The 25947-nt window shown below is 57.0% G+C and carries 24 protein-coding genes and 1 pseudogene; 2 read left to right on the top strand and 23 right to left on the bottom strand.

Annotated features, from left to right (window positions below; genetic code table 11):
- Window positions 1-190: 190 nt before the first annotated feature.
- Window positions 191-1537 (top strand): MmgE/PrpD family protein, encoded by a 1347-nt coding sequence (locus AC2FLD_RS13540; RefSeq protein WP_496671615.1) that lies wholly within the window; start codon window positions 191-193, stop codon window positions 1535-1537.
- Between the two features lie 244 nt (window positions 1538-1781).
- Here AC2FLD_RS13540 and AC2FLD_RS13535 read toward each other — a convergent pair whose 3' ends face one another.
- From AC2FLD_RS13535 to AC2FLD_RS13445, 19 genes are all read right to left on the bottom strand, one after another.
- Window positions 1782-2543 carry a Phenylacetic acid catabolic protein gene (locus AC2FLD_RS13535; RefSeq protein WP_496671612.1) on the bottom strand — a complete coding sequence of 254 codons (762 nt, stop codon included), beginning with the start codon at window positions 2541-2543 and terminating at the stop codon, window positions 1782-1784.
- 13 nt (window positions 2544-2556) lie between these two features.
- Window positions 2557-3630, bottom strand: coding sequence for a 2Fe-2S iron-sulfur cluster-binding protein (locus AC2FLD_RS13530; RefSeq protein WP_050604308.1), 1074 nt, complete (start codon window positions 3628-3630; stop codon window positions 2557-2559).
- Between the two features lie 13 nt (window positions 3631-3643).
- Entirely contained in the window at window positions 3644-4102 is a 459-nt protein-coding gene (gene paaD / locus AC2FLD_RS13525; RefSeq protein WP_050604309.1) for a 1,2-phenylacetyl-CoA epoxidase subunit PaaD, read from the bottom strand.
- A 6-nt stretch (window positions 4103-4108) separates the two neighbouring features.
- Window positions 4109-4876, bottom strand: a complete 768-nt coding sequence (paaC, locus tag AC2FLD_RS13520; RefSeq protein ID WP_496671610.1) for a 1,2-phenylacetyl-CoA epoxidase subunit PaaC — start codon at window positions 4874-4876, stop codon at window positions 4109-4111.
- Window positions 4876-5160 (bottom strand): 1,2-phenylacetyl-CoA epoxidase subunit PaaB, encoded by a 285-nt coding sequence (gene paaB, locus AC2FLD_RS13515; RefSeq protein WP_050604311.1) that lies wholly within the window; start codon window positions 5158-5160, stop codon window positions 4876-4878. Before paaB ends, paaC begins: the two co-directional genes overlap by 1 nt.
- Window positions 5161-5183: 23 nt before the next feature.
- The gene (paaA, locus tag AC2FLD_RS13510) at window positions 5184-6161 is read right to left on the bottom strand and encodes a 1,2-phenylacetyl-CoA epoxidase subunit PaaA (protein ID WP_496671607.1); all 978 of its coding nucleotides are present in this window, start codon (window positions 6159-6161) and stop codon (window positions 5184-5186) included.
- 15 nt (window positions 6162-6176) lie between these two features.
- On the bottom strand, window positions 6177-7379 hold the full coding sequence (pcaF, locus tag AC2FLD_RS13505; RefSeq protein ID WP_496671605.1) for a 3-oxoadipyl-CoA thiolase: 1203 nt from the start codon (window positions 7377-7379) through the stop codon (window positions 6177-6179).
- A 220-nt stretch (window positions 7380-7599) separates the two neighbouring features.
- A complete protein-coding gene (locus AC2FLD_RS13500; RefSeq protein WP_496671602.1) occupies window positions 7600-8451 on the bottom strand; it encodes a PaaX family transcriptional regulator in 852 nt (283 codons plus the stop codon).
- Window positions 8452-8609: 158 nt separating this feature from the next.
- Complete coding sequence (locus AC2FLD_RS13495; RefSeq protein WP_496671600.1) at window positions 8610-9584, bottom strand: methylenetetrahydrofolate reductase; 975 nt, start codon at window positions 9582-9584, stop codon at window positions 8610-8612.
- A 4-nt stretch (window positions 9585-9588) separates the two neighbouring features.
- The gene (locus tag AC2FLD_RS13490) at window positions 9589-10155 is read right to left on the bottom strand and encodes a methylenetetrahydrofolate reductase C-terminal domain-containing protein (RefSeq protein ID WP_496671597.1); all 567 of its coding nucleotides are present in this window, start codon (window positions 10153-10155) and stop codon (window positions 9589-9591) included.
- 333 nt (window positions 10156-10488) lie between these two features.
- Window positions 10489-11616 (bottom strand): aminotransferase, encoded by a 1128-nt coding sequence (locus AC2FLD_RS13485; protein ID WP_496671594.1) that lies wholly within the window; start codon window positions 11614-11616, stop codon window positions 10489-10491.
- A gap of 21 nt (window positions 11617-11637) precedes the next feature.
- A complete protein-coding gene (locus tag AC2FLD_RS13480) occupies window positions 11638-12591 on the bottom strand; it encodes an ornithine cyclodeaminase family protein (RefSeq protein WP_496671591.1) in 954 nt (317 codons plus the stop codon).
- Between the two features lie 385 nt (window positions 12592-12976).
- Window positions 12977-14773 (bottom strand): aminopeptidase P family protein, encoded by a 1797-nt coding sequence (locus AC2FLD_RS13475; protein WP_496671588.1) that lies wholly within the window; start codon window positions 14771-14773, stop codon window positions 12977-12979.
- Window positions 14766-15764: an ABC transporter ATP-binding protein gene (locus AC2FLD_RS13470; protein WP_496671585.1), complete on the bottom strand. Its 999-nt coding sequence runs from the start codon at window positions 15762-15764 to the stop codon at window positions 14766-14768. The genes AC2FLD_RS13475 and AC2FLD_RS13470 overlap by 8 nt, the downstream gene beginning before the upstream one ends.
- Window positions 15761-16753, bottom strand: a complete 993-nt coding sequence (locus AC2FLD_RS13465; RefSeq protein ID WP_496671582.1) for an ABC transporter ATP-binding protein — start codon at window positions 16751-16753, stop codon at window positions 15761-15763. The genes AC2FLD_RS13470 and AC2FLD_RS13465 overlap by 4 nt, the downstream gene beginning before the upstream one ends.
- 3 nt (window positions 16754-16756) lie before the next feature.
- On the bottom strand, window positions 16757-17608 hold the full coding sequence (locus AC2FLD_RS13460; RefSeq protein WP_050604320.1) for an ABC transporter permease: 852 nt from the start codon (window positions 17606-17608) through the stop codon (window positions 16757-16759).
- The gene (locus tag AC2FLD_RS13455) at window positions 17605-18546 is read right to left on the bottom strand and encodes an ABC transporter permease (protein ID WP_050604321.1); all 942 of its coding nucleotides are present in this window, start codon (window positions 18544-18546) and stop codon (window positions 17605-17607) included. Before AC2FLD_RS13455 ends, AC2FLD_RS13460 begins: the two co-directional genes overlap by 4 nt.
- 59 nt (window positions 18547-18605) lie before the next feature.
- A complete protein-coding gene (locus tag AC2FLD_RS13450; protein ID WP_496671580.1) occupies window positions 18606-20189 on the bottom strand; it encodes an ABC transporter substrate-binding protein in 1584 nt (527 codons plus the stop codon).
- A gap of 97 nt (window positions 20190-20286) precedes the next feature.
- A complete protein-coding gene (locus AC2FLD_RS13445) occupies window positions 20287-20898 on the bottom strand; it encodes a helix-turn-helix domain-containing protein (RefSeq protein WP_496671578.1) in 612 nt (203 codons plus the stop codon).
- 291 nt (window positions 20899-21189) lie between these two features.
- Here AC2FLD_RS13445 and AC2FLD_RS13440 point away from each other — a divergent pair.
- Window positions 21190-21665: pseudogene (locus tag AC2FLD_RS13440) on the top strand (hypothetical protein); the annotation flags it as partial.
- Window positions 21666-21760: 95 nt separating this feature from the next.
- On the opposite strand, the gene AC2FLD_RS13435 reads toward AC2FLD_RS13440, so the two are convergent.
- From AC2FLD_RS13435 to AC2FLD_RS13420, 4 genes are all read right to left on the bottom strand, one after another.
- Window positions 21761-23017, bottom strand: a complete 1257-nt coding sequence (locus AC2FLD_RS13435; RefSeq protein ID WP_496671576.1) for an Hsp70 family protein — start codon at window positions 23015-23017, stop codon at window positions 21761-21763.
- 62 nt (window positions 23018-23079) lie between these two features.
- Window positions 23080-24042, bottom strand: a complete 963-nt coding sequence (locus tag AC2FLD_RS13430) for an isopenicillin N synthase family dioxygenase (protein WP_496671573.1) — start codon at window positions 24040-24042, stop codon at window positions 23080-23082.
- A 315-nt stretch (window positions 24043-24357) separates the two neighbouring features.
- The gene (locus AC2FLD_RS13425) at window positions 24358-25155 is read right to left on the bottom strand and encodes a pyrroline-5-carboxylate reductase (protein ID WP_496671570.1); all 798 of its coding nucleotides are present in this window, start codon (window positions 25153-25155) and stop codon (window positions 24358-24360) included.
- Between the two features lie 53 nt (window positions 25156-25208).
- Entirely contained in the window at window positions 25209-25910 is a 702-nt protein-coding gene (locus tag AC2FLD_RS13420; protein ID WP_496671568.1) for an SDR family oxidoreductase, read from the bottom strand.
- Window positions 25911-25947 lie beyond the last annotated feature (37 nt).

Genomic DNA, 25947 nt, shown 5'->3' with positions numbered 1-25947 from the left:
TGGCGAAGCAGGCCCGGCCTTTTGTACTTTTGCGACAAAAAGAATTTTACATATGGGACAAGACGGATCTCATTGCCACAAAAATTCCGGGGCCAATGCCCTTGGATTGTTTTCGTGCCGCCAAAGTAAAAGGCGCATAATTTTCTGCCAAGACCGGTATCCAGACCCCCAAAACACAAGCAGGCAGGCCGTGGCGGACAGATTTCAAAATATTGCAGACTTTACCCTTGGAACATCTGTCGAGGATATCCCGGCCACAACGCTGAGAGCTGCCGCGCGGATGACGCTGGACACGTTGGGTATCGCGATCGGATCCGCACCGATGACGGCCGGGGTGATCGCACGCGAAACCGCCCGCGCACTCTATGGCGCGGGTGACGAAGCCTATGCTGCGCGAATGCTGTTTGACGGTCGCCCGGTCAGTGCCGCCGGAGCCGCCTATGCTGCCGCAACCCAGACCGATAATCTGGATGGCCATGACGGGTATAACCCGACCAAGGGCCATATCGGTGTGGCGGTTATTCCCGCGCTGGCGGCTGTGGCTGAAACGGTCAGAGATTTTTCAGGCCCCGAAGCTCTGGCCGGTGTCACCATTGGCTACGAGGTCGCTGGTCGGGCCGGGATCTCTTTGCACAACACCGTCAGCGATTATCACACTTCGGGCGCATGGAACGCGTTGGGAGTGGTGGCAGTTGCGGCTCGGTTACGCGGGCTGAGCGCCGAGCAGATGCGGCAGGCCATGGGGATCGCCGAATACCATGGTCCCCGCAGTCAGATGATGCGGGAAATCGCCAATCCCACCATGTTGCATGACGGTTCAGGTTGGGGTGCCTTGGTCGGAGTATCTTCGGTCGTTCTGGCGGAAAAAGGCTTTGTTGGCGCTCCTGCGATCACCATCGAAGCGGACGAGGTCGCGCCATACTGGCAAGACCTGGGGCGGTTTTGGCAGATGGAGCACCAATATGTGAAACCCTACCCGATCTGCCGTTGGGCACATGCCGCAATTGACGCAACGCGTGCGTTGATGCGCGATCATGAACTGAATCACACGGATATCGCGGCGATCCGGGTCAATACCTTCCGCGAAAGCGCTTGTCTGTTTCAAGGGATGCCAGACGATACGTCGAAGGCACAGTATTCCCTTCCGTTTGCGGTCGCCACCATGGCCGCCCATAGGCGGATCGGGGTCGAACACATCACTGGCGCCGGGCTATCGGACCCTTTGGTCGCGTCGATTGTCGATCGCATTTCCGTCTTTGAGACGGAACGCCACTCACGCCGCTTCCCCAATAGTCGGTTCGCCGATGTCTCGATAACACTGACAGATGGGCAGGTTCTGGACTCAGGCGATGTACACGCGCGGGGCGGGCCCGAAGCACCTATGGATGACGCAGAAGTGGACGAGAAGTTCATGGAGTTTGCAGCCCCCTCTTTGGGAACGGACCGGGCCGAAGCCATACGTAAAACGGTATGGGGGCTGTGCGCACCTGGCTCCAAATTCTCGGACTTGGCGGCGCTGCTTTATGATGAGCCGTGAGTTCAGGCGATTATAGAGGCGCGAGATCGAGCTTTGCCTCTGATCCACCTAAGAAGTATGGACGCCAGCAATAAATCGTTCTGCTCCGCCTTGTTTTCACCTAGCCCATTCAATTCTCAGGCCAGGATTTCAACGACGTGCACGAAGGTGCTAACACCCGCGAAAACTTACAAAAGAGAATAGATTGAGACTTGAAGACACGGCCCCCGTTTTGAACGGAAGCCGGCTCCAAGTATGCCAAGTCTTACGCTGGGGTGGACAACCCCAGTTGTTCAACAACGGCGCCAGCGGCTTGGGCCCAACGTTCTTTCAGTGCGCTGTTTCGATTATGACGCAAACCGATCGACGTCAGAAATGCGAACCGTTTCGGATCGTCTCCGCCAAAGGACACCGCGACACGGGGCCACCAATAGTCCACGGCACCTTGCATCTGCTCTGTCTCTCCGCTTTCTGCCAGCTTCACAGCACCCTCAAGCGCAAGCGCGCCATGATGTGCCTCGATAGGGGCGATCTGGCGGAAGACTTCCGCGAGGGGTTGGTACGAAACCGTCGAAAACTCAGCCAATTGCTCGGCCACCGCGCGGCTCATCAGAAGGTTCATGATCACGGCGTCGGTCCAGCCTGAGATCGGATAGTTGAACACCGCAAGACGCATGTCATGTTCACTGCGGGTCGCACCGACATCGTCATCGCGATCCAGCCGCGCGGTCCAGGGATGATGCGTAGCATATCGCTCGGTATCTGCACCGAACTCACCCATGATTTTCAGGACGCGGTCTGCGTGATCGGTTTTCTCGAGCACGATTTTGGCAGCCGCGATCCGTTCCTTGATGCCCGGCCCCTGGTTGATGATATCCGCAAAACCGGCGGCGCCTGCCAATTCGCTATCCACAAAGGTCGCCATCAGCTTCATCAATTCGGCGCGGTAGCGTGGTGGCACATTGGTCGGATTGGTCAGCACCCCGCCCGCGGCCAGATAGCTGTCAAGTGTCATGGCTTCGGTCATTGATCCTCTCCCTTTATTGGTCGTAGTCCACGACCACGCGGTCTGTTACCGGATAAGCCTGACAGCTCAGCACATAGCCTTTTTCGACCTCGTAATCCTCGAGCGCATGATTGGCTAGCATCTCGACCTCACCCTCGAGCACGCGGCAGCGACAGGTGGAGCACACACCAGCTTTACAGGCGTAAGGCGCGTCCATGGCGTTTTCCAAGGCTGCGTCCAAAATGGACTGATCCTTGGGTAGGGTTACTGTTTGGGTGGAGCCGTCGAGCGTAATTGAAGCGCTGGTCTGGTTCGCCTGCTTTCCAGCTTCTGCCGCAGTTGTCTTGCGCTTGGCCCGACCCGGTTGGGCGCTGGCAAAGAGTTCGAACTTGATCTGGTTGTCTTCAAGCCCGTGCTCCCGCAGCGCGGCGGCAATACCCAGCATCATCGGTTCAGGTCCACAGATGAAGGCCATGTCAACGTTCTTGATGTCGATCCAGTGTTTGAACAGCTCGCCGCATTTTTCCTGCGTCACGAGCCCCGTGAACAGATCAATCTCCTGGGCGTCGGTCTCAAGAATATGGATCACGTTCAGGCGGCCCATATAGAGGTTTTTCAAGTCCTCAAGTTCCTCTCGGAACATGATCGTGTTGACGCCCTTGTTGGCATAGATCAGCGTGAAGTGGGACTTGGGTTCGCGGGCCAGCGTTGTTTTCAGGATCGACAGAACCGGTGTGATCCCCGATCCGCCAGCAAAGCCGACGTATTGTTTTTCCGCGTCCGCTTCGATTGGCACGTGAAAGCTGCCCATCGGTGGCATCGCCTGCACAACGTCGCCAACGCTCAGTTCCGCGTTGGCCCAGCTTGAGAATGCTCCACCATCTACACGTTTAATACCAACCTGAAGAACGCCGTCATCCTTGCCAGCGCAGATCGAGTATGAGCGACGGAGTTCTTCGCCGTCAAAATCGCGCCGGAACGTCAGGTACTGACCGGCGGCAAAGTTGAATTGGTCCGCTCCGCAATTCGCGGGCTCAAGCGTCACGACAACCGCATCGCGGATGGTTTTGTGGATGTCGGTGACTTTCAGGTCATGAAAACGTGCCATCCGGTGCTCCTCCTCAGATGCACTTGAAATAATCAAAGGGTTCCAGACAGTCGGTGCAGCGCCAATGGGCCTTGCACGGGGTCGAGCCAAACTGGCTGACTTTTTCAACGGCCTCGCTGCCGCAACGCGGGCAACGTTCTGGTCCGCCCGCCGGTTGTGGCGGCGCGATCCCATAATCTTCCAGCTTGGCACGGCCTTTTTCACTAAGCCAATCGGTGGTCCAGGCAGGTGCTATGCTGGTTTCGATCCGTACATCGCCGATCCCGTGGTCGCGTAATGCGGTTTCGATATCCATACTGATGACGGACGTTGCCGGACAGCCGGAGTACGTTGGTGTGACCCTCACAACCAGCGTTTCAGCGTCCCAACGCACATCGCGAACGATGCCCAAATCCACGACCGAGATCACCGGAATCTCTGGGTCGGGAACGGCGTCCAGCCAGCTCCAGATCTGATCAGTCGAGGTCTGCATCTGCTCTTACCACTTTGCCCCAGGATAGGCGCGCTGCAACCATTGCATCTGTGTCAGCAGGTGGCCCAGATGCTCGGTATGCATTCGCCCGTCGCGACCGCCTTTATGAGCAAAGCGGCTTTCTGGAATAGTCAGCGTTGCCTGGGTCAGAATCCGCTCGACCAGAGCGTCATATTCCTCTCGCAGGTCGATTGGGTTCGGCGCGATACCTGCGGCGACAATCTTGGCGTCAACCTCGTCGCTGGCAAACATCTCACCGACATAAGGCCACAGATAATCCAAAGCTTCCTGCATCCGGGCATGGCTTTCCTCGGTGCCGTCACCAAGACCCACAACCGTGTCGCCCGAGCGTTCGAGGTGATAGGCAACCTCTTTGCTGGCCTTGGCGGCAATGGCGGCGACACGGTCATCCGAGGATGTCATCAAGCGCCCCAGCATGATCGAATGCCAAGCATCGAACAGGAACTGGCGCATCAGCGTGCGGCCGAAATCTCCGTTCGGAACCTCGACCAGCAGCACATTGCGGAAATCCCAGGCGTCGCGCAGAAAGGCCAGATCATCGGCGGATTTGCCGCCCTCAATCTCACCTGCCAAACCCAGCCACATCTGCGTCTGCCCGATCAGGTCCAGCGCGGTATTGGCCAGCGCAATGTCTTCCTCCAGGACCGGCGCGTGACCGCACCACTCACTGACCCGGTGGCCGAGGATCAGAGTGTTGTCCCCCATCCGCAGCAGAAACTGCAGCAAAGCGTCATTGGAAACCGAAACACTCATTACATCGCTCCCACTTCATCGGGAATGTCGAAGAAGGTTGGATGGCGGTACACTTTGCTTTCGCTGGGTTCATACAGCGGGCCTTTGTCGCTGGGCGACGAGGCAGAGATATTGTTGGCCTCAACCACCCAGATCGAAACGCCTTCGTTACGGCGGGTGTAAACATCGCGCGCGTTCTTGATCGCCATTTCCGCGTCCGGGGCATGCAGCGAGCCGACATGCCGGTGGCTCATCCCATGTTGGCCACGGATGAAGATTTCCCACAGGGGCCATTCAGTGTTCATCGGGTTTCCTCCTCAGGGTAAGCTTATTCAGCGGCCAGATTGCCAGCCTTTTTCTTGCGAGCATGGGCCAACAGCCCGTCTCGGACCCATTTGCCGTCGTCCCACGCCTTGTTGCGGGCCGCCAGACGGTCGACGTTGCAGGGACCATTGCCTTTGATCACATCGAAAAATTCGGACCAGTCGGGTTCCGAGAAGTCGTAATGTCCGCGTTCCTCGTTCCACTTCAGATCCGGATCAGGAATGGTCAGGCCCAGATATTCAGCCTGCGGCACAGTCTGGTCGACGAATTTCTGGCGCAGCTCGTCATTGGTGTTGATCTTGATCTTCCATGCCATCGATTGCGCGGAATGGACCGATTCTTTGTCGGACGGCCCGAACATCATCAGCGACGGATACCAGAAACGGTTCATCGCATTCTGCGCCATTTTCTTTTGTTCTGGCGTACCTTCGGCCATCTTGCGGATCGCGTCATAACCTTGCCGCTGGTGAAAGCTTTCTTCCTTGCAGATGCGGATCATTGCGCGCGAATATGGCCCGAAAGATGTCCGCTGCAGCGGTACCTGGTTCATGATAGCGGCCCCATCGACCAGCCATCCGACCGCACCGATATCGGCCCAGTTCAGCGTTGGGTAGTTGAAGATCGACGAGTATTTCATGCGCCCGTCCAGCAGCATCTCAGTCAACTCATCCCGGCTGACGCCCAGCGTTTCAGCGGCACAGTACAGATACAACCCATGCCCGGCCTCATCCTGCACCTTGGCCAAAAGGATCGCCTTGCGCTCCAACGTGGGTGCGCGGGTGATCCAATTCCCTTCTGGCAATTGCCCGACGATTTCGGAATGCGCGTGCTGGCCGATCTGTCGGATCAAGGTCTTGCGATACCCCTGAGGCATCCAGTCCTTTGGTTCGATCTTGATATCGGCATCAATCCGCGCCTGGAACTCTGCCAGTTTTTCCGGATCGTCATTCGACGCCTCGGATTTAACCATCTGAGCGTACATGTCCCGTCTCCTCCGTTACACGCGTTCAAGAATAAGAGCCGCACCCTGCCCGACACCCACACACATGGTGCAGAGCGCATAGCGACCCCCAGTACGTTTCAATTGATAAGCTGCGGTCAGCACCAGACGCGCACCACTCATGCCCAGTGGGTGGCCCAAAGCGATGGCCCCGCCATTGGGGTTTACGTGCGGTGCGTCGTCCGGCAGGCCCAGTTCCCGCAGGGTGGCAAGGCCCTGAGAGGCAAAAGCCTCATTCAATTCAATCACATCCATCTGTTCGATGCTCAACCCTGCGCGGGCCAGAACCTTTCGGCTGGCGGGCACCGGGCCGATGCCCATGACGCGCGGCGCAACACCCGCAACCGACATACCGACCACTCGAGCCATGGGGTTCAGTCCGTTCTTGGCCGCTGCCGCCTCATTTGCCATCAGAATGGCTGCCGCACCATCATTGACACCCGAGGCATTGCCCGCCGTAACCGTCTTGTCCGGTCCATTCACCCCTTTGAGGCCCGATAGCTTTTCCGCTGTGGTTCCGGGGCGTGGGTGCTCATCAGTGTCCATGATGATCGGTTCGCCCTTGCGCTGGGGCACTGAAACCGGAGTGATCTCATCCTTGAAGACACCCGCCGCATGAGCGGCCTCCCATCGGGCCTGGCTGCGCGCGGCAAAGGCATCCTGATCTTCGCGGCTGATACCATAGTCTTCGGCCACGTTGTCGGCGGTCTGCGGCATGGAATCCACGCCGTATTCCTGCTTCATCTTTGGGTTCACGAAGCGCCAGCCAATAGTGGTGTCGTAAACCGCATTGCTGCGCGTGAACGCCGTGGTTGCCTTGGGCATCACAAACGGCGCGCGGGACATGCTTTCCACGCCCCCCGCAATGGCCAGATCGTAATCGCCTGCCTTGATGCCACGCGCTGCCATTCCAACTGCGTCCATGCCGCTGGCGCAAAGACGGTTCACCGTTGTGCCCGGCACGTCGATCGGTAACCCGGCTAACAAGGCCGCCATGCGTGCAACGTTCCTGTTGCTCTCTCCGGCCTGATTGGCATCTCCATAGATCACATCGTCCACACTGGCCCAGTCGACCTGAGGATTGCGTTCCCTCAACGCCGCCAAGGGCTGAGCAGCAAGATCATCTGTGCGAACCGACGACAACGCCCCGCCATACCGTCCTATCGGTGTTCGCGTCGCGTCGCAGATGAATGCGTCCATCTCTGAGATCTCCTGTTCGCGCCCAAATTTATTAACCGTCTGGTCGGTTGATATTGAATCAATTGATTCGAGGCAAGCCTTATGTTACCTCACTACGAAATTTTTCAAGTTTTCTGTAACATATTGAGGCAAGACTTTATCATTTCGATGTTCGGACAGAATAGAGTTTCGAACCAAACAATACTTAGCAGACCAGTCGATGCGCGGGTCTAGGTAAACATCAATCACCCAGCACGGCTTCCAGCGATGCAAGACTTGGACGAGGCAACCTGTCCAGTAACTGCAACACCTTCTGGCGACACTCTGCACCTTTCCAGTCTGCAGGCAGAAAAGCGGGGGGCAAAGAGGGATGACGCAGGATAAGTCGCCGCCACCCATGCACGATCAGAACGCGGAGAACGGCGGTTTGTAAGGGGTCGTCCAACCCGTTGGCAGGCAAATGCCGCTCGACAAGCTGAAGCGTTGTCCAAAACTGCTCATAAGCTGCTTTCAGGGGTTCAGGTCCACACAAATCCCGCATCCAGTCGGGAACTGAAATGGCGCTGCTTTCAATCCCCAACAGATCCTCCAGCCCATCTGGAACTGGACCGGGCGCTATGGCAGTGGACGGGTTGACCGAGATATAGTCGCCAATAAGCATCAGGTCTGACAGCTCTTTCCGGGACCTCTCGGAAACGCTGGCGATAAGCACATGCCAGGTGTCGGGATTGTTGGTGTCACGGGCATAAATTCGTGGCGCGGCGGCGGCACTTTGGTCGCGACCAAAATCCGTCAAACGGTGCACACTGTTGCGCCCCACCCGCGTGCTTTCGATCCAACCTTCCTTGCGCAATCGGTGTAGCGCGACACGCGTCGCCTCGGACTTGATCCCCGCCAGACTGGTGAGCGCCGTGATCAGCGCACCGCTGATCTGATCTGACCCGCTTTGGGCAAGATCACCAAAAATCGTGACCAGCACTGACCATACCCGCTGCGTGCCGTTGGCAGTCAGCTGGCTGATGCAGGTTTCGAACCAATCCGGAGCCGTATCTTTCATACGCCATATATAAGCCGGACCGTGTGGAAATGCCATCCGACCTTGCAAGCGCACCATCGACTCAATGCTGTATCATGTTCGACACTGTGACTGCCGCCGACACCTCTGTGTCCGGGCCTGCGCCCACAAAACCCGGTCCGACGCACGGTTCTCAGTCTCAGTGGACTTGGTCTTAACGTCACACAAGGGCTGCGTCAGCGTCGGTTTCGGCGATCCAGCAAGCCACTGCTTGTTATGATCTTCGAAACTTGGTGTTCGCGTCTGTAGGCCATGATGTGCATACCCGACACACCTTGGATTTCGCGGATCTGCTGTATCAGTTCGATGCAGATCTTCTCGCCTTCAGCTGCCTGGTTTTCCGACCCCTCAATACGCGCGATAACATGATCTGGAATGTGAATTCCCGGCACGTTCGATCGCATCCAACGCGCGGCCCGCGCCGAAGCGAGCGGACCAACGCCAGCCAGCAAAAAGATCTGTTTATCCAAGCCCAGATCCCGCACTCTGGACATGAATTTCTCAAACCTCGGGAGGTCAAAGACATAGTTTGTCTGGATGAACTCGGCACCCGCCTTGACCTTTTTGGCCAGCCTGTCCGGACGCCACTCCAAGGGATCGACGCATGGGTTTTCTGCCGCGCCGATGAATAGCCGGGGCGGGCGACTGATTTTTCGACCTGAAAGAAACACACTTTCATCCCGCATCGTGCGCAAAGTGCGCAACAAAGAAACGGAATCCAGATCAAAGACTGGCTTTGCCCCCGGTTGATCCCCCGCCCCGACGTCATCGCCGGTAAGACACAGAACGTTTTTGACACCCAGCGCCGCCGCGCCGAGCACGTCCCCCTGAATGGCGATGCGGTTCCTGTCACGGCACGAGATCTGGTAGACGGCCTCGTAACCGGCCTGAACCAGAAAGGCCGAGATTCCCAGCGACGACATGTGGCAGTTCGCCCCCGAGGCATCGGTGGCGTTGATTGCGTCAGCAACTTCGCTCAGCGGCCTTGCAGCCTGATAAACATCATCGGGGTCCGCGCTGTCCGGAGGATTAAGCTCTGCCGTGATCGCAAATTTTCCGGCCTTCAGAGCAAGTTCAAGACGGCTGCCAGAGACAATACCTTCGGACAGTTCAGGGTAGGAATTGGTTGGTATATCTAGTCCCGTGGCCATGGTCCTATGTGTCTTTCTTCTCACCGGGCTCGGGGGCAAGCGGTGCCGTGGCCGGTTCCTTTTCCCGCGCGGATTTAAAGGCTCTGGCGACGGTCGAGCGGCGGACCTCTCGCGCTTCGCGCAGGCTGACGGCCTTCTCACGCGCGACACGCAACCAGGAAGATGTGCCTTTCAGCGAATGATCCACAGGCGGCAGGACGATTTCGATCTGGTTCCCGTGTCTCATCCGCGACGCGCCATCCCATGCGCAGACCCAGACACATTTCATCTCGGGCTTGACCTCACAATACCCACCCGGCCGGACACCCCCGCAAGGTCCATTCCGAAGGGTCTTGGGGCAGTTCATAGGACAGGACATACCCGTCGAAGACAATGCGCATTGCCCGCACATCTTGCAATCAAACAGAAAGGACTTGGTCCATCTTTCCAAGGTCGCAACAAAAGGCTCGACGCGTTCATACCCGATCCGTCGAAATACCGGGTCAAGCGAAACCAGAGAGGCTTCAACACGGCGATAGATCCATTCAAACGAACGAGAATGGCGGACTGCAAATAGTCTGACGCGATACATCCTGCTTCCTCCGACTCGTTGAATTTTTCGATCCGTGGAACTCTATCTTGGTGGGATGGACCTTTCAGAGCAAGCCTGCTCATCTGCGCGGGACACGAGGGCTGCGCGCCTGTTCAAACGAAGATGACTGCGAATGTGGCGACCCATCGGTTTCCAAAGCCATCGCGGATTGTTCGGTGTAGCGACCGCATGGCGCAACCCGAACCAGCGACCCCGTGCACCTGATGTCAGCCCCTGCCAGACAGAAATGCTTCACGGACCTTGTCCAAATCTTGCAAAATGATCCCAAAGGCGTCAGCCAGGGTCACTCCTTAAAAGCCCAGATGTGCCCTTCTACGCGGCGCTGTGGCGCGCCAAGAAACCCGAGAGCTTTGCCAACCCGGCCTTCAGGTCTGCTGTCGGATTGGTGTAGCCGAGGCGTAACCAGCCTTCCATATCCATGGCACTGCCCGGGGTCAGCATCACCCCCTCCTCCTTCAACAGCGCCACACACAGATCACGCGAAGACATGGGCAGGTCGTACTTCAGCAAAGCGGTGGTCCCCGACTTTGGAGGCACCCAAGTGATCAACGGTTCTTTCGCGATCCACGCTTCAACGATCTGCAGGTTCTCCCTCGTGATCCGCTGCGCCCGCGCCAAAATCCTGTTGCGGTTTTCCAGCGCCATAGCCGCGAACAACTCGTCAACTTGACCAACCGAAATGGTGTTGTAGTCCCGGTGAACCATCACCTCATGCAGCATGTCCTTAGGTCCCGCGATCCAACCAACCCGCAAGCCCGCCAGGGAATAAGCCTTGGACATGCCCGCTGTGCTGATCCCTTTTTCATAAAGGTCCGCAACCGCAGCCGTGAACCCATCGCCGGTCTGGTCGGTGCCGCGATAGACTTCATCGCACAACACCCACGCATCAACGCTGCGGGCAATGTCGACGATCTGCTCCAGCAACGCGCGATCCATCAGGGCGCCGGTCGGATTGTTGGGGTTGTTTATCGCAATCAGTCGCGTGTCTGGCCGCACCATCGTGCGCAACTCGTCCAGATCAGGCAAGAACTCGTTTTCAGGTTTCAGGTGCAACAACTCGATATCCGCGCCGATGCTTTCGGGGATCGAATAATGTTGCTGATAGGTCGGGATCACAGAAATCACGTGATCCCCGCGCGAGACAAGTGTCTGATGTACCAGCGCGTTGGCACCGATCGTGCCATGTGTTGTCAGGATATTTTCGCGCGTCTGTCTTTCATACAGCCCACAGATTGCGTCACGCAAACGATCCGACCCTTCGATCGCACCATAGGTCATCTTCATGGCCGACAGGTCACCAAGAATACTGTTATGCTGACCGGCCATTTCGAACAGTTCACCCAGCGTGATGGACTCAACACAGGTTTCCGCCAGATTAAGTTCGCATTTGGTTTCGAACTCATTCATCCACATTTCGACGCCGAAAGGTCTGATGTCCATGGGTCTCTCCTTAAGTCTCGGTCACGCCAAAGCCGCATCGTAAATGGCGCGCGCTATGAAAATATCTTCCAGACCCAGTCCAATCGAGCGGAAAAACACCGGCTTGCTGCCCGACGGTTTGTCACAGGATTCGGTTTGCAGTTCGGCAAGATCGCCACGGATGGCAGAGGCAGACCACCCAGCCTCGGCGGCCAGCTTCATTTCTCCGGCGGACGCAGGGGTGGTCGCGCGATAATCGCAATAAACCTCGGCGCTTTTCAGGAAGGCCGGGTCGACCTCATGTGCGTTGGCCACATTGGTACTGATCGACGTGACCAGAGCGCCTGGCGAGACTGACGCTGTGTCAAAGACAGGCGTTCCGGAAGAGGTACACAACATGACCACATCCACGCCCATTCCGGCCAATTTGGCGCTTTCGAAAATCTTTACGCGTGCATCTGCATCACGCCATTTCGCTGCAAGAGTATCATTGCCACTCAGACTTGGGGAAAAAACGCGGATCTCTTTCCAATCCCGGAGGGCCAGAACATGCTTCAGATGCGCTTGAGCAACTTTACCCGACCCAATTACCGCCAGTATTTCCGCCTCCGAGCGCGCCAGATGATCAATGGCCAGTGCTGTGGTCGCGGCAGTCCGTTCCGTGGTCAGTTCACCTGAATCGCACAGCATCAACGGCTGACCTGTCTTCATGGACATCAATACCGTCCAAGCGGTGATGACCGGCTTGCCAGGCTTCACAAGATAAGGCGACAGCTTGGCCCCAAACAATTCAGCGCCAGTGCTTGCACCCAGATAAGTGATGAAGTCGCCTTTGTCCTTTGGAAAAAGCGTCAGGGTCTGCGCCGGCTGCACTGCCTGGCCGCGTCCAAGCTCTGTGAACAAGGCACGCATCGCGCCCAAGGCGTCGACCTTCGACAAAAGATCCTGCACGGCAGCCGCATCGAATACCAATGCAGATTGGGAGGTGTCGGTCATGACAGGTTCCTTGCTATTCGGTCCAGACATGTTCCGAGTCTCTTAGCGTGCCCAATGAAATTGGAAAACTCTTGTGTATCCGGCTTCGGCGTCTTTTCACATTAACGACCGTCAATTGTCCATGCTGCGGCAAGGTCTAAATTGCCGATGATACGCGCAGCTTGAATCCGCTGCGCGTTGCAAACTTCCTTACCTCTAGTTTTCGGGGGAACAACTTCTTCGCTTTCTTTCTTCGCGGAAATACCCAGAGTTGTTTCCGCCAGGATTACGCAAATGCACGAACAAGAAACGAAAGACGACAGACGCAATTGCCAATACCGAAACACCGCGGCGCAAGACCATATTCCGTCGGCTTAGGAGTGCTCTGCGCGTTGACCAGATTGGACTAAACCCTCGCGCAGGCTGATTCTGCCCATGCAAGGGCATCAGAAGACAAGCTCGACCCAAGGCGATCCAGAACATTCTGATGGTAGGAGTTCAGCCATTCACACTCGGCTTCCGTCAACATTTCGGTCTGCAACATATCTGTCTGAATAGGACACCATGTCAGGTTCGAGAAGGTCAGGAACCCGTCATCTGCCTCGACAATTTCAAACAGGTTTTCAATCCGAATTCCGAACCTGTCCTGCTCATAATAGCCGGGCTCCAGCGAGAGGATCATGCCCGGCACCAGATCAACCGGGTTGTAAGGCTTTCCAATTCGCTGGGGGTGTTCATGCACGGACAGCCGGTGGCCAACGCCATGGCCTGTCCCATGATCGTAATCCAGCCCAAGATCCCACAGCGGTCGACGACAGATGGCATCGATGTGGTGGCCTTGCGTGCCATGCGGAAAGCGCAGGGTTGCTATGGAATGAAACGCCTTGAACACAGCCGTATAGGCGCGATCGTATCCCTGCGGACGGACCGGACCAAAAGCAAAGCTGCGGGTGGCATCGGTGGTGCCGGTTTCGTACTGGCCACCGGAATCCAGCAGGTATGTATCGCCGGAACCGATCGCCACCTGGTTGGCCTCGTGCGTCGAATAATGACACATCGCCGCGTTACCGCCCGAGGCAGATATGGAATTGAAGCTTTGCTCAAGAAAACCGGACTGAAGTCGACGAAAGCGCAGGATCGCATCTTCTGCCTCGCGCTCGGTAACAGGCTGTCCGCCATCGCTGCGGCGCGGGACTTCGGCGGCGAGCCAGGCGCAGAACTCAACCCATGCAATGCCATCTTCGATATGGCACGACCGCATCCCTTGCAGTTCTACAGGGTTCTTTATGGCCTTGCGTGCAGTCAGGAAGCTGGAATGCAGCTGCGCAATGCCACCAGCTTGTTCTATGGTCGTGCGCACGGCAACCGGCGAAAACGCGGGGTCGACCAAGACACTTTGTCCGGGTTCCACATGCTTTTTCACTGCGGGCAGGAACTCCTCAGGTCCGCAGATTTGAACCGTGTCCGGCAGGAATTCGGTCACATCAGAGTTTAGTTTTTGCGCCGCAACAAACCAAAACACCTTGCCGTTCGCGTTCACCAGAACAAACGACTGCGGGATTGGGTTGAAGGCGACATCGGCCCCCCGAACATTCAGCAACCAGGCAATATTGTCGGGCTGCGTCTCAACCAAAAGATCCGCACTGTTGGCCCGCATCCGGCTGACCAACTCTTCAATCTTATCACCGGTTGACTGGCCTGAAATCTGAAGCGGAAACGGCTCTATCTGTGCTGCTGTCGGCTGCGGTTGGTTCGCCCAGATTCTGTCAACGGGATTGTCCTCAACCGCGACCAACGTGCCTTGCTGGATCGCTTTGGCAAACCGGTCGAACTGGGCCGGCGGAACGTGCATCGGATCAAACCCGACCTGCCAGCCGGGCTGCGTCGCACCCGCCAGCCAATGCTCGGGCGGATCATTGAACAAATGGTGGTGCGAGAACAGTGGCTTGGGGCATTGGTTCGCCGCTTGAATCACATAGCGCCCATCCACAAACAAAGCGACCGTATCCATTGTTACGATGGCCAGACCGGCGGATCCGGTGAAACCTGTCACGTAAGCAAGACGCTCATCATGGGGCGCGACATATTCCGCCTGATGCGCGTCATATCGCGGCAGAACAAAGACATCCAACTGTCTGGCCCGCAGTTCGGCCCGCAAGGCGGCGACAATTGGGGCCCGGTTTGCATCAGGGGCGTCAAGCATGTGTATTGATCTCTTCAACATTATGACAGGCAACCTCGCCCTGCTCCTTAAACGGTTGCAAGGTGGGCCGTGTGGACTTGCAGATATCGGTGGCGTGACGGCAGCGCACATGGAACGGGCAACCGGACGGCATATTCAGGGGCGAGGGCAGTTCACCTTCCAGCTTGACCGCCCTGCCCCGATCATCGGGGTTCAGCGACGGAGCTGCTTGTAGCAACGCCTGACTGTAGGGATGCGACGGGGCGGAAAACAGCGTCTCGCTGTCTCCGATCTCGACAATCCGGCCCAGATAAATCACGGCAACCCGGTTTGAAACGTGACGCACCAAGCGCAGGTCGTGGGCGACAAACAGGATCGTGAGCCCCAGGGTATCCTGCAACTCCAACAACAGATTGACCACCTGAGCTTGCACCGAAACATCCAGTGCCGAGACCAGTTCATCCGCGATCAGAACCTCGGGCTCGACCGCCAATGCACGGGCTATCGCGATGCGCTGACGCTGACCGCCCGAGAATTCATGGGGCAGCTTGTGTTGCGCATCCTGCGGCAATCGCACCAGTTCCAAAAGTTCAGCGACACGCCCGGGTATGTCCGCTTCCGGGCGCATCTCATGCACGCGCAAAGCTTCGGTCAGGATCTGTCCCGTTGTCATCCGCGGATTGAGCGACGAGTACGGATCCTGAAACATCATCTGGACCCGGCGATTATACACCCGGTCCGAGCGCTGATCGGCCGCAAAGATGTCATTGCCATCAAAACGGATTTCACCATCGCTGGGTTTGTAAAGCCGCACGATACATCGGGCGAGTGTGGACTTGCCGCAACCGGACTCTCCAACGACACCCAGTGTTTCGCCCCGGATCAGATCCAGGCTGACACCATTCAGAGCGTTCACGACGCGACCCGGCCGGCCCGTCAGAAAATCAGCCGGGCTGCGCCCCAAAGGAAAGCGCAGATGCAGGTCGCGGATTTCCATCACCGTGGCGGTCATGCGGCATTCCCCTGAGACGTGGCAATCGGATTGAAACAGGCCACCTGCCGCCCTTCGGTGATCAGGGACAAGGCCGGGCGATCCTGACTGCATGGCGCAATGCAAGACGCACAACGCGGGGCAAAGGCACACCCCACTGGCAAAGCGTCCAGCCCCGGTGGCACGCCGGGTATGGAATAGAGAGGCGTGCGCGGCGGCAAATTCTCGGGCACCGAGCGCATGAGGCCGACGGTATAAGGATGACGCGGTTCGCGCAGAACATCCCTTACCGGTCCTTGTTCGACGATCCGGCCCGCATACATCACCGCAACGTTGTCGCAGGTTTGCGCCACGACACCCAGATCATGCGTGACCATCACCACGCCCATATCCAAGTCCTGCGCCAACTGAAGGATCAGATCGAGGATCTGCGCCTGAATGGTTACGTCCAGCGCCGTGGTAGGCTCATCCGCCAGCAACAATTTCGGGTTCGCCGCCAGTGCAATGGCGATCATCACCCGTTGCCGCATTCCGCCGGAAAACTGGTGCGGATAATCCTTCAACCGTTGTGAAGCCGAAGGGATGCCGACCAGATCCAACATCTCGATTGCGCGATCCCGACGCGCTGTGCGCGGCAGGTCGGTATGGGCGCGCAGCGTCTCTTCAAGTTGCAGACCAACCGTCAACAGCGGGTTGAGTGAGGTCATCGGCTCTTGAAAGATCATCGCGATCTCGCGGCCCTGTATCTGACGTAAGGCGCGATCTGCCATCCCGACCAGATCGCGCCCCTGCCAACACACCGCTCCGGTTACATCCCCGTAACGGCGCGCCAATCCGATGATCGAACGCAAAGTGACGCTTTTGCCCGACCCGCTTTCCCCGACCAGACCCAACACTTCACCCCGTGCGACAGAAAAGCTGATGTCACGCAAGGCAGCCAAGGCGCTGCCATTGCGGTAGAAGGTGGTGTTCAGGCCGTCGACCTGCAGGATCGGTGTGTTTTCGTCCATCCCTTACCCCCTCGGTCTCAACAGATCGGCCAACCCGTCGCCCAGCAGGGAAAAACCAAGGCCGGTCAGAACGATTGCAAGTCCGGGCATCAGGCTCAGCCACCAGGCGGTTGAGATAAAGTTTCGCCCTTCGGCAATCAGAACGCCCCATTCGGCCTGCGGCGGTTGCGCACCCAACCCCAGATAGCCCAGCGAAGAACCCAAAAGGATCACCAGCGCCATGTCGGTCATCCAATAGACAATCACGGGCGTGATCGCATTGGGCAGCAAGTGGCGGAATATAATGCGCCTGTCAGAATAACCCATGACGACCCCGGCGGCGGCGTAGTCATTGCCCATCTGTGCAATGACCTCAGCCCGCATCAGACGTGCATAATACACCCAATAGACCACTGAGATGGCGATATACATATTGACCAGCCCCGGTCCCAGCACCGCAACCACCGCGATAACCAGAACCAGAAACGGGAAGGTGATGACCGCATCAACGATCCGGCCAAAGATCATATCCGCGATGCCTCGGTAATACCCGACCAGCGCTCCGATGATCACACCCGTCACCAGCGCGAACACGGTGCCGAGCACAGCCATCTGCATATTGACCTGATAGGCCCAGATCACGCGGGACAGGCTGTCACGACCCAGTAGATCGGTACCAAACGGGTGCGACCAAGACGGGGGCTGACGGATCGCGTTGTAGTCAATCGCGTTTGGATCATACGGCGCAAATAGACCGGGAAAAATCGCTAGCAGGATTGAGAAACCGATGATCAGCATCCCGGCGACAAGACCAGGCTTGCGCAACGCCTTGCGAACGAAAGAAGGCCGGTCCGAACTGAAAGCTACATCACTCATTGCAGGCGCATCCGTGGGTCAAGGCGGCTCTGGAAAAGATCCGTCATCAGGAAAACCAGCGAGACCAACACTGCAAAGGTCAGGGTCAGACCCTGGATCAGCGGGTAGTCGCGCGCAAAGATCGCCTCGAGCATCAGCCGTCCCATACCGGGCACGGCAAACACTGTCTCGGTGACCAGCGTTCCGCTCATCAGATTGCCAATGGACAGACCCAGAAGTGTAACGGTTGAGATCAGCGCATTGCGCAACACGTGCCGTCCAAGGATCAGGCGCGACGGCAGACCCTTGGCGCGGGCGAACTGGACATATTCGGCGTCAAGCACCTCGATAATCGCGCTGCGCAGGTTCCGCATGATAATGGCCGAGGTGTAAAGCGCCACCGTGACCGATGGCAAAAACAGGTGATAGAGCTTTTCTCCAAACGTGTCCCCGTAACCGCCCACCGGAAACAGGCGCAGCTGTGCTGCCAAGAAAGTCAGCAGAACCAGACCGATATAGAAGACAGGCATTGAAAGCCCGATCTGGAAAATCGTGCGGATCACCGCATCCGGCCAACGTCCGCGATTGAGCGCGGCGACAAAGGCCAGCGGCCCCGCAATCAGCAGCGACAAAACCACCGAGTAAACGGTCAGAAACACTGTAATCGGCAGGCGGTCTGCGATGACGTCTATCACGTCCGTCCGCATCAGGATCGATCGTCCAAGATCCCCCTGCACCGTATTGCTGAGAAACAACCAGAACTGCACCAGCATGGGCTCGGTCAGACCCAACCGCTCGCGGATCGCCTGAATATCGGCATCCGAGGCGCGGTCACCCGCCATCGCAATGGCCGGATCACCCGGCAACATACGCACCAGCATGAAGATGATGACCATGACCAGAAAGAAGGTTGGCACCATCAGCAGCAGGCGCTTGAAGATATAGTTCAGGCTGGACACATCCGCACTCCGCGAAAAGGCCCCGCCGCCAGGGTGCGGCGAGGCAAAGGCTTCAGCTCTTACCGGCTGACTGTGGCTTCATCGAAGATGTTATTACCCAAGGGCGTCTGAACATAGCCCTCGACCGCAGTTCCCAGCGCCACTGCGAAGGGGGTCTCATACATAAACAGCAGAGGCGCTGCTTCGGCATAGAGGTCCTGCATCTTGGCGAACTTGGCCTTGCGCGCCTCGGGGTCCATCTCTTTCGCGGCTTCTTCGAAAAGCGAGTTGAACTCGGCATTCTCCCAACCCGTGCCGACAGCCTTGGCGGTGGGCGTATATCCCAGCCAGCCCACGACCTGGCTTGGGTCGTTTACATCGTTGACCCAGCCATAGGTGTGGATGTCGAACTCACCCGAGCGATTCTTGGCACCACGCGTGGCGCCATCAACCTGTTCGACCACCAATTCGATACCCAAAGGCGCCCACATCTGTTGCAATGCCGCAAAGATGGTCGCGTCATCAGCTGAACCTGCCAGCGTCGTCAGCGTGACCTCGGTCCCCGGTTCCAGACCGGCTTCGGAGATCAGCGCCTTGGCCTTGTCCATGTCGTACGAATAGAGAGGGCTAAGATCAGATGCATATTGAGTTGCCTTCGCCATCAGTGGTGAGCTCATCGGCTGACCCGCGCCGTGCAGAACCACACCGATCAAGGCATCTTTGTTGGTGCCATAGTTCAACGCCTGCCGCACGCGGGCATCCGCCAACGGGTTTGGCGATCCGTCAGCGCGCGTGTCGCGCGTGTTGATCGGAGAATAGATGATCCGAGTCGATGGGTAGAGCTGCATGTTGATGTTTGGATCAGCCTCCAGCTCGGCCACGCGGCTGAACGGGATAAACTCGGCTGCGTCTACTTCACCAGCTTGCAAGCTCAGTATGCGTGTGGCGTCATCCGGGATGATCTCGAAGTGTACACCTTCCAGATAAGGCAGCGGCTTTCCGTCCGCCCCAATACGCCAGTAGTGCTCGTTGGCGCAGAAATCCATCGAGGCCCCTTGTTCGAAACCGCAAAGATAGAACGGGCCAGAGCCGACGCCGGCAGATGTCGAGGCAAAGATCGCCGCAGATTTATTCTGATCCGTATCACCCGGTGCTGCGTCATATGCCGCTTTTGACACAACCGCCGTGTTGAACGTGGCCAGCATCGACAGAATCGTCGGGTCCGCATCCTTCAAGGAAATCGTGACCGCATTGCCATCGGCTGAAACGCTGTCAATCGAACCCAGCAGGCCCGCCCATGGGCTAAGATCCGGGTTCCGCGCCCGGTCCAGAGAGAACACGACATCTTCACCCGACATGGATGATCCGTCGGCAAAAAGAACACCCTCTCGCAGCGTCAGCGAAACCGTCTTGCCATCGTCAGAGACCGAAAACGTCTCGGCCAGCCCGGGCTCAACGGAATTCCCATCGGCACTGCCACGCAGCAACGTGTCGAAAAGGCTCCCGACCATCCAAATATCGGGGTTTCGATCCGCATAGATCGGGTCAATCAACCTTGACCCGTCGTATCGCGCGAAGTTCAGCGTGCCGCCTCTTTCCTGCGCTAATGCCGGCATTGCCAATGATGAGGCAACAACCAGTCCCAATACCGATTTCAAGTGCATTCTCTTTTCCTCCCGCAAAAGCATCTGCTTCATGCGATGGGAGAATACCCAGTTTTTAACAATACTAAAGTTTTTTTTAGTAACGCTGCAAATTTTTTTATGAAGGTGAATTTTCGTTTGCGGTGTTATTGATTGGTGAAGTCGTCACCCAAAGCTCAACCGCCTCGGTCTCACCCAGCACAATCGAGTAATGTGGCGTTGACGTGTCATGATGAATCACGTCACCCGGTGACATCGTAAAAACCTGATCTCCAAGGTGATATTCCAACTGCCCGGACAGCAAATAGCAAAAGGCTTCCCCGGTGTGGCACATGTGCTCGGATACATGCCCTGGTGGGCGGTGCACAATCTGTGGGTGAAACAACGCTCCGGCAAAGCCTGGACCCAGTTTTTCATAAAACCGACCACGCGTTCCAAGCGAATATGACTGGCGATTGTCACGCGCAACGTATTGCGAGAACACCTCGGGCACGCTGAGCAATTGTTCGACACTGGTCTGCAACGCGGCCGCAATCGACATCAAGGATGTCAGTGAAGGAGAGCTCAACCCGCGCTCAACCTGTGACAGAAATCCGGTTGTCAGCTCAGCAGATTTCGCCACCTGGTCCAGTGTCTTTCCCATTGCCTTTCGACGCCTGCGAATGGCCTGCCCCAGCTCGGTCGGCTTACCTTTCTGCTTGGATTTGGCACGCTCGGTAGGGGCTTGCATTCGTGGTCTCCTGAGGTTCGGAAAGTGCAAGCCATTCAATAGAATTATTTAGGGAAGATCAAAATTTATTTTTGTCTGCCTAAAATTCAGTGTGTCAGTATGTGGTGCGGCCATGCATCTTCGAGGCCCTTCTGCGATCTCGCCTTTCAGGTCATTCGTAAAGGAAATCGGTTCGCCGATCCTATTGATTCCTGCAATCGTCAATTTATCCCCCGCGCGCATGGCGGACATCCAATGAGCATCCACACCTGAACTGGTCCACCCCTATGTTTAGGAAACGGAGGACTAAGAATGGCCAACATGAGACCGAAGCCCGAAGAGATTGTCTCAAAGTTACGGCTGGTTGAAGTTCTGATGGGGCAAGGCATGTCCCGTCTTGATGCGATGAGACAGATTGGCGTTGTTGAAGGCGCCATTGGTTCGAGCCTAACGGAGAATGGGGAATGGGCGTAGATCAGTTGAAAGAACTGAAGCGGCTTCAAAAAGAGAACGAGCGATTGCGACGTGCAGTTTCTGATCTGACGTTGGACAAACTGATCCTGAGGGAAGCCACAAGGGATGAAGGCCGAAATGTAAATCATCCAGTGGATGATTTGCAGGCCTGAACGCGCAGCCCTACTGAGCCCCGCTCGTCGTCGTGCTTGTATTAACCATTTACTCAACCAGCTGAACGTTTCCAAGAGACGCGCCTGCGCGTGCTGGGGCAACACCGGGCCACGCAACGGCGCGCCCCACAAGGTCGCGCAGACGAAATGCCACTCATCAGCGCAGTTTGACAGTACGCAGCTCACCTGTACATGTCGCTGGATGACACCCGTTTCCGATACGAGGCGGGGCTCTTTCCGCTATTGAACGCGGTCTTTTATTCGCCCTCACGTCCAGCCATGATGGCCAGACCTTCGGCAACCGCGGTAAAAACCGAAGCAAAGGAATGCTCTGCCGCCGGAAACACGCGCCGCATCGTTTCCGGTACCACAGCCATCAGGCTGGAACCGCCAACATAGACGACACGGTCGATCTGATCTGCGCTGAACCCGGCAAGGCGCAGCACCTCTTGCGCTCCGCCATCCAAACGTGCTGCATGTGTAGCGAGACAGTCTGCCACCAGAGCATCGTTCAGTGGGGCCGACAGCCCTTTCTCCAGCATGTTCAATTCGATTGCCGGGTCCTTCGTGCCTGAGTTCACAGCAATTTTCCCGCGCTCTACCGCAAAAGCCAGTTCGTGGCCCAATTCATGCTCAAGAACCGCAGCGAGCCGACCTAACCGCTCGGGCGATTCCGCTTGCTTCAGCATATCACCAACCAAACGCCGGTTTTGCGCCGTATAGAGAAACGGGATCATCTCCCACGTTGCAAGGTCATTGAAGATCGCATTGGGAGTCTGCGATAGCCCGTCTCCAAAAACATCCCGGATCATCGAGCCTTTGCCCAATACGGGCATTACCCGATCTATGCTGATCGCGCGGTCAAAGTCCGTACCACCGATACGCACACCATAATTGGCCAGAATTTCAACCCCTGACGGACTGGCCTGAAAAACCGAAAAGTCCGACGTACCGCCGCCGATATCGACAACCACACCCGTCATCGACCCCCGCCCAATCGCGCCAGTTGCGACGGCAGCTGCGGCAGGTTCGGGACAAAATCGAATGTCCGTAAACCCGGCGGCCTCATAACACGCACGCAAGTCCGCCTCGGCCTGAGTTTCACGCGGGTCGTTCACACCGTGAAAGACCACGGGGCGACCTGAAACGACACGTGTGCACGGAACGCCGCGCTCGGCCTCCGCCCGCTGTCTCAGCTTACGCAAAAAAGAGCCGATGACCTCGACAAATGTCACCCGTTCATTCAGGATCTGTCGCTTTTCATGCATCAGCGTGGTGCCCAAGACCCGTTTAAGCGCCCGCATGAAGCGCCCTTCCAGCCCCTCCAGCAGCGCCTGGTTGGCTGTCTCACCGATCAGGGTTGCGCGCGTGTCGAAATCAAAGAAGAAGGTGGTGGGAAGCGTTGTCGCAGCGGCATCCACCTTCAGCAGTCGGGGCGCGCCAGCATCCAGATAGGCAACCGCTGAGTTCGACGTGCCAAAGTCGATTCCGATCCACGGGCTGGTAGGGGCCATGGCGCATGTCTCCGAGATGTATTTGCAAAGGACGCCGGGCCTAGAGTGTTCTCAAGCTGCGGTCAAGGCTCGGAACCCGATGTGTCATCTTGGTGGGCCTCATAACTGGCTTCCAGCTCGCTCCTTAAAAATTCGCCAAAATTCAAAGGCGCAAACTCGGCCCTCCCTGTGCCCGGAAGCGGTGCGATATCAGCAGATACATTCGGATCGAAAAAGAACGGCACGGAATAACGCTCTCGCCCACTGGAATTGATCACCCGATGTGGCGTGGACAAGAGCTTGCCATTGGACAACCGATGCAACATGTCCCCAACATTGACCACAAATGCATCTTCAATCGGCGGCGCGTCGACCCAATGGCCCGAAGGTGTCTGAACCTGCAAACCTCCAACATCATCCTGCGCCAACAGTGTCAAAACCCCAAAGTCCTTGTGTGGGGCTGATCCGAACAGATCATCCGGGGCTTGCGGGGGCTGTGGCGGATAGTGCAGCAGACGCAACCAGATCGTCGGCTCTTGAAACGCCGCAAGGATCGCACGATCCTCTACCCCAATTGCGTCCAAGGCCAACCCTAACAGCTTGTGACCCAATCCGGTCATCGCTTTCGCGTAGGTTTCGCAGGAATCTCGGAACCCATCCAGTTCCGGCCATTGATTTGGCCCGGACAGATAGACATTCGGGTCAACCTCTGCGTCCTCTCTCATCATCATGAACGACGCAGACTGGTTCGGCTTTGTCACTTTGGCCAAATCGGAGTTCACGTCCGTCGACGTGTTTATGGCGATATAACCGCGATGGTTTTTGTCGAGAGCGATGGCCCCTTTTGCAGCCCCTGACAAAGCGTGAAACCGTTTCGAGGCAGCAAACACGGCAGCGCGCACATTCGGGTCCACCCCGTGGTTTATCACATAACCAAACCCCGTCTTTCCATACGCCTCAAGGAATTCCAGCGACAGTTTGGTTGTGTCTTCGCCATGGATCAAGGGTGCCAGATCAAGCACTGGAATTTCGGTAAATTCATTCATCTCAAGTATCCGGATAAAGTTTCGCCCAGGTGGTACATGCCGGGAACCGCTATCCTGCGAAACGCTTTCGACGATGAGCGCAGTGGCGCTCCAGGATAACAAGATGAACAAACTTTGACATATGTCGAACGCTAGGGCGGGGCGCAACATCGATCAACCCTGAAATTCTGTCAGCCCCTAAACTGTCATCACGGTCCCACGCAGACAACCAGCGTCGTCTTGGTTTCGAAATGCTTGCGAATTGTTGTCCCAATACCGCTTGTGACATTTGGCAGGATGGCAGCTGCATTGCCCTGTCAGCTCATGAGTGCCGACCTAAGTCTCTGGTTCTACGGCCGCCTCTCGGGCTGTAGTAAGCCGCTGCATGACGCTGTCCAAGCCAGCTTTCAGCGCGTCTGTTCCACCGGCTTCAGAAAAAACCTCAAAGACCTGAGCATTCAACCCCGCCGGTGTCGAATGTTCGGAGCGCAGCACATCAAACGATTTTCCAGGGTTCTCCACCGCCGTCTGCGCCAGCCCCGCAAATACGCCGCTCAGGTAACTTCGCGCATCCTCTTGCCCGATCCCGCTAGATTGCATCCAATCCGAAGCTGCCTCAAGTACGCCGAAATACGTCCCCATCAGGGCGCTGGCGGATGCAAACGCGTCGAATTCTTCCACGGTTCTGGCGCTGACCACTGTGCCAAGTGGACCAAACAGCATGTCGCCTACCGGATCATGCGGAAACAGAATGGTTACGCCACGATGTTGTGCCACCGAAGGCAAAGGGATCGACCTGAACAGGCGGACAGGTGTAACAATCCAATCTTGCAACGTCTCATGGGTCACAGAAGCAATCAGACTGCACAGGTGCTGTCCTTCGGTGAAGAGTAAGGGTGTAAGAACCTCTTGCGCGTCCTGCGGGCGAACTGCCAGAAACACCAGATCCGAGCGGTCTAAAACCTCTTGCGACGTGTCGCAGATCATCACGTGATCGCTGAATGCAGCCAGCCGGGCAGACACCAAGCGATTGCGCTGTGTTACAAAAATTGTATCGATATCGACATCGGACGCCAGAAGCCCGGTTATAACAGCCTCGGTAATAACGCCCGTTCCGATGAACCCCAAACGCATCTGCGCATTCCTCAACTCTGAAAAAGCCGCCCCAAGACCAGCGCCGTAAACACTTACATATGCCGGGTCACGCCGCCATCTACGCGCAGGGATTGACCGGTGATATAGCTACTGTCTTCACTCAACAAAAAGGCGGCAGCCTTGGCCTGTTCTTCGGCCCGGGCCAAACGACCAAGCGCAGACATTTCGGCAAATTTATGTGGCAGGTCAAGACTGTCGGTGAACCCCGGCAGCAAGCAGTTCATACGGATATTCGCCGGGCCGTACCGATCCGAGAATTGCTTGGTGAAACTGGACACACCGACGCGGTACACGCTGGAGGTCGGGAACGTCAGGGATGGCTCGAAGGCCGAGAACGTGGTGATGTTCACGATTGACCCACCGCCCTGCGCCTCCATCACGGGGGTAAGCAGCTTGGCCATGCGGATGACAGGTTTCAAAACCATCTCATGTGCGCGGTCCCAGTCTTCTTCGGGAATGTCCAGCAGGTCACCTTTGGGCGGTCCACCAACATGGATCAGGCAGGCGTCGATGCGGCCAAAAGTAGACATGGCCAGATCAAAGACTGCCTGCGTATCCTCGGCATTTTCCGCTTTACCACGATGTGCGACCCCATCCAGTTCCTGAGCCAACAACTCACAGGACTCAGAAGGCGACATCAACGCCATCTTGTAGCCCCGCCCGTGCATCTCACGGGCAGTGGCTGCTCCCATCCCACGTCCTCCACCGATGATAAGGCATGTTTTCTCGGTCATGGTTCGCTCCTGTTCTTTTTTCGATACTTCTGGGTCG

This window comes from Ruegeria sp. CDSA021, assembly GCF_059612325.1.
This window is presented reverse-complemented; position numbering and strand designations above follow the sequence as displayed.